The sequence below is a fragment of the Syntrophaceticus schinkii genome (assembly GCF_000946815.1).
GTDB classification, from domain to species: Bacteria; Bacillota; DSM-12270; order Thermacetogeniales; family Thermacetogeniaceae; genus Syntrophaceticus; species Syntrophaceticus schinkii.
Genome location: NZ_CDRZ01000088.1, coordinates 1 through 2,587, shown reverse-complemented (window position 1 = coordinate 2,587; position 2,587 = coordinate 1). Strand labels below are relative to the sequence as shown.

The window sequence follows — 2,587 nt, the reverse complement described above, 5'->3', positions numbered from 1 at the left end:
CTAACAATACACAATGTTCAATGAGTAGAAAACTCGGCTATATTTCTATCAGAGGACATTATCCTGCACCTGATGTCCTAAATTCCAAATGTATTGTTATTTGGGGTGCAAACCCTATGCATTCAGCGGCAGCCCCTGGCAAATATGGTTATGGAAAGCACGTAAAAAAGGCGCCAAACTTATTGTAATTGACCCTAAATGCTCATCAATCGCCATGAAAGCAGACATTTTTGCGCAAGTAAAACCGGCGACTGATGGAGCCCTTGCTTTAGGCCTGATTAATAGGATTATCTGCAACAAATGGTATGATGAAGATTTTGTTGCTAATTATACACTGGGTTTTGAAGAACTGAAAAATTATGCAGCGAAGTTTACTGATCAATATGTAGAAAAAGAAACCGGTGTCTCTGGTGAGTTATTAAATAAGATTGCCAAGATGTTTTGTGACAGTTCACCACGGTCGGCAATTTTAACGGGTAATGGACTGGAACACTGCCAGAACGCGGTGAACAATATTAGGGCAATTGCATGTATAGGTGCCCTTACCGGATGTATCGATCATTTAGGTGGAGACTTTATTCCCGAATGTCCAAATTTGAAAAAATTGAGACCGGATTGGGAAAAAGTTGTTCAATTAGGTCCTGTTGGATATGATAAGTATCCCGCATTAGCAAAAGTTCAAGAAAATCATACCCTTTTAGCGATGGATGCTATGTTAAGCGGCAAACCTTATCCAATCAAGGGCATCATCATGACTGGCGCTAATCCTGTTTTGACGAATGCAAACGCTGCAAAGGTAATAGAAGCTTTCTCCTCACTCGAACTGCTGGTGGTTAGAGATTTATTTTTAACTAAAACCGCCGAATTGGCAGATTATATTTTGCCTGGGGCATCATTTCTAGAAAGATCCGAAATCATTTACTATAATCGTTTCCAAACTATTGCTTTAACCAAAAAAATAATTGAGTTTGAGAATTGTCAATGTGATTATCAATTTTGGCGAGGCTTGGCCGCCAGATTGGATTTGCAGGATTACTTTCCATGGGAGAATGAAGAAGAGGTTAACAACTGGTTGTTAGAACCGATGGGATTAACTGTAGATATCTTAAAAAAACATCCTTATGGTATCCAATATTCACCGAAAAAATATCAAAAATATAGGGAAAAGCAAAGACCTTTTGATACACTATCAGGGAAAATAGAGTTTACATCTCTTTACCTTAAAGAATTGGGTTATTCCGAACTGCCCATTTATACCTCACCTGGTTATATCTCTTGCCCTGAACGTAAATACCCTTATGTTCTGGTCAGTGGTGCAAGGAATGTCAGATACTGTCACAGCCGTTATCATAACATCGAAAGACTTGTTAAGGACTTAGGACCGGAGATAGAGATATCACCAGAAGATGCAGTGGAGTTAGGAGTTCAAAGTGGTGATGTTGTACAAGTGACTTCTGAAGTGAATGCTATAAAGATCCCTGTAAAGGTGTGTAAAAAAGGCGTGATTTTGAAAGGTACGGTTCATATTGTCCATGGATGGGATGAGGCAAATGTCAATCTATTAACACCTGATGATAAGAATGATCCTATCAGTGGCTTTCCTTTATTGAAGGCAGTTCCTGTACGTATTGCAAAGGTATAAGGGGGTGAATTTGGTTTAGCAGATCAAGATGGTAGTGTTTTTTGTATAACAGTGCATAAAAAAAGGGGGATTGTTGTGAAAAAAACTATATGGCGTGTTTTAGTGCTGGTGCTGGTGCTATCCTTGGCCGCGGTAGGTGTTGTCGGGTGCTCCGGCGGAGACCAGGATGCTGATGTTGATAAGCCAAAGATAATTGTCAGCTCCAAAACCTTTACAGAGGCTCTTTTACTGGGGTCTATAACTCACCAGTATCTTGAGCATTTGGGATACCCAGTTGAAAATAAGACCGGCCTGGGTGAGCTGGCTGTTATCAGGCCTGCTTTGGAGTCAGGAGAGATCAACTGTTACTGGGAGTATACGGGAACTGTCTTGATCAATATAATGGAGGAAGAGCCAAGCTTTGATGAAGAGCAGTGTTTCAATGATGTCAAAAAGTGGGATGAAAAGAACGGGATTATCTGGTTGGACTATGCTCCTTTGAATAACACCTATGCCATTATGGCGACCAAGAAAGTTGCTGATCGGTATAATTTAAAGACTACTACCGATGCCGTTGAGGCTGTTAAGGATGGTGTACAACTACGATTTATAACCGCCCAGGAATGGGTTGAGCGTCCTGATGGCTTGCAGCATTGGCAGTCGGTTTATGATTTTACCTACCCGAAAAAGCTTCATACTCAGGCAGCTTTAAATATGGGGTACGAAGCACTTAAGGCCGATCAAGCCGATTTAGGTCTTGCTTTCACCACTGATCCAAGGGTAAAGGCATATGGTTTAGTAGCCTTAGAGGATGATAAATCAGCATTCCCTGTTTATAACCCTGCGCCTGCTTTTCAGAGAGGAGATTATCAAAGCTTATCCTGAAATTACGGAGCAAATGAAAAAGTTGAGTTCTCTACTTAATGATGAAACAATTATCGATTTAAACGAACAGGTTGATATCGG

At 40.6% G+C, this 2,587-nt stretch carries 2 protein-coding genes; both read left to right on the top strand.

All coding sequences use genetic code 11. The annotated features are described in order from the left end of the window. Positions 1-88: 88 nt before the first annotated feature. On the top strand, positions 89-1,642 hold the full coding sequence (locus SSCH_RS05095; protein WP_044664533.1) for a molybdopterin-containing oxidoreductase family protein: 1,554 nt from the start codon (positions 89-91) through the stop codon (positions 1,640-1,642). A 75-nt stretch (positions 1,643-1,717) separates the two neighbouring features. After that, positions 1,718-2,506 carry an ABC transporter substrate-binding protein gene (locus SSCH_RS05090; RefSeq protein ID WP_052835340.1) on the top strand — a complete coding sequence of 263 codons (789 nt, stop codon included), beginning with the start codon at positions 1,718-1,720 and terminating at the stop codon, positions 2,504-2,506. Positions 2,507-2,587 lie beyond the last annotated feature (81 nt).

Excerpts from the sequence above, each read along its gene's own strand:
- SSCH_RS05095 (WP_044664533.1), top strand. The coding sequence starts at position 89 with ATGTATTGTTATTTGGGGTGCAAACCCTATGCATTCAGCGGCAGCCCC.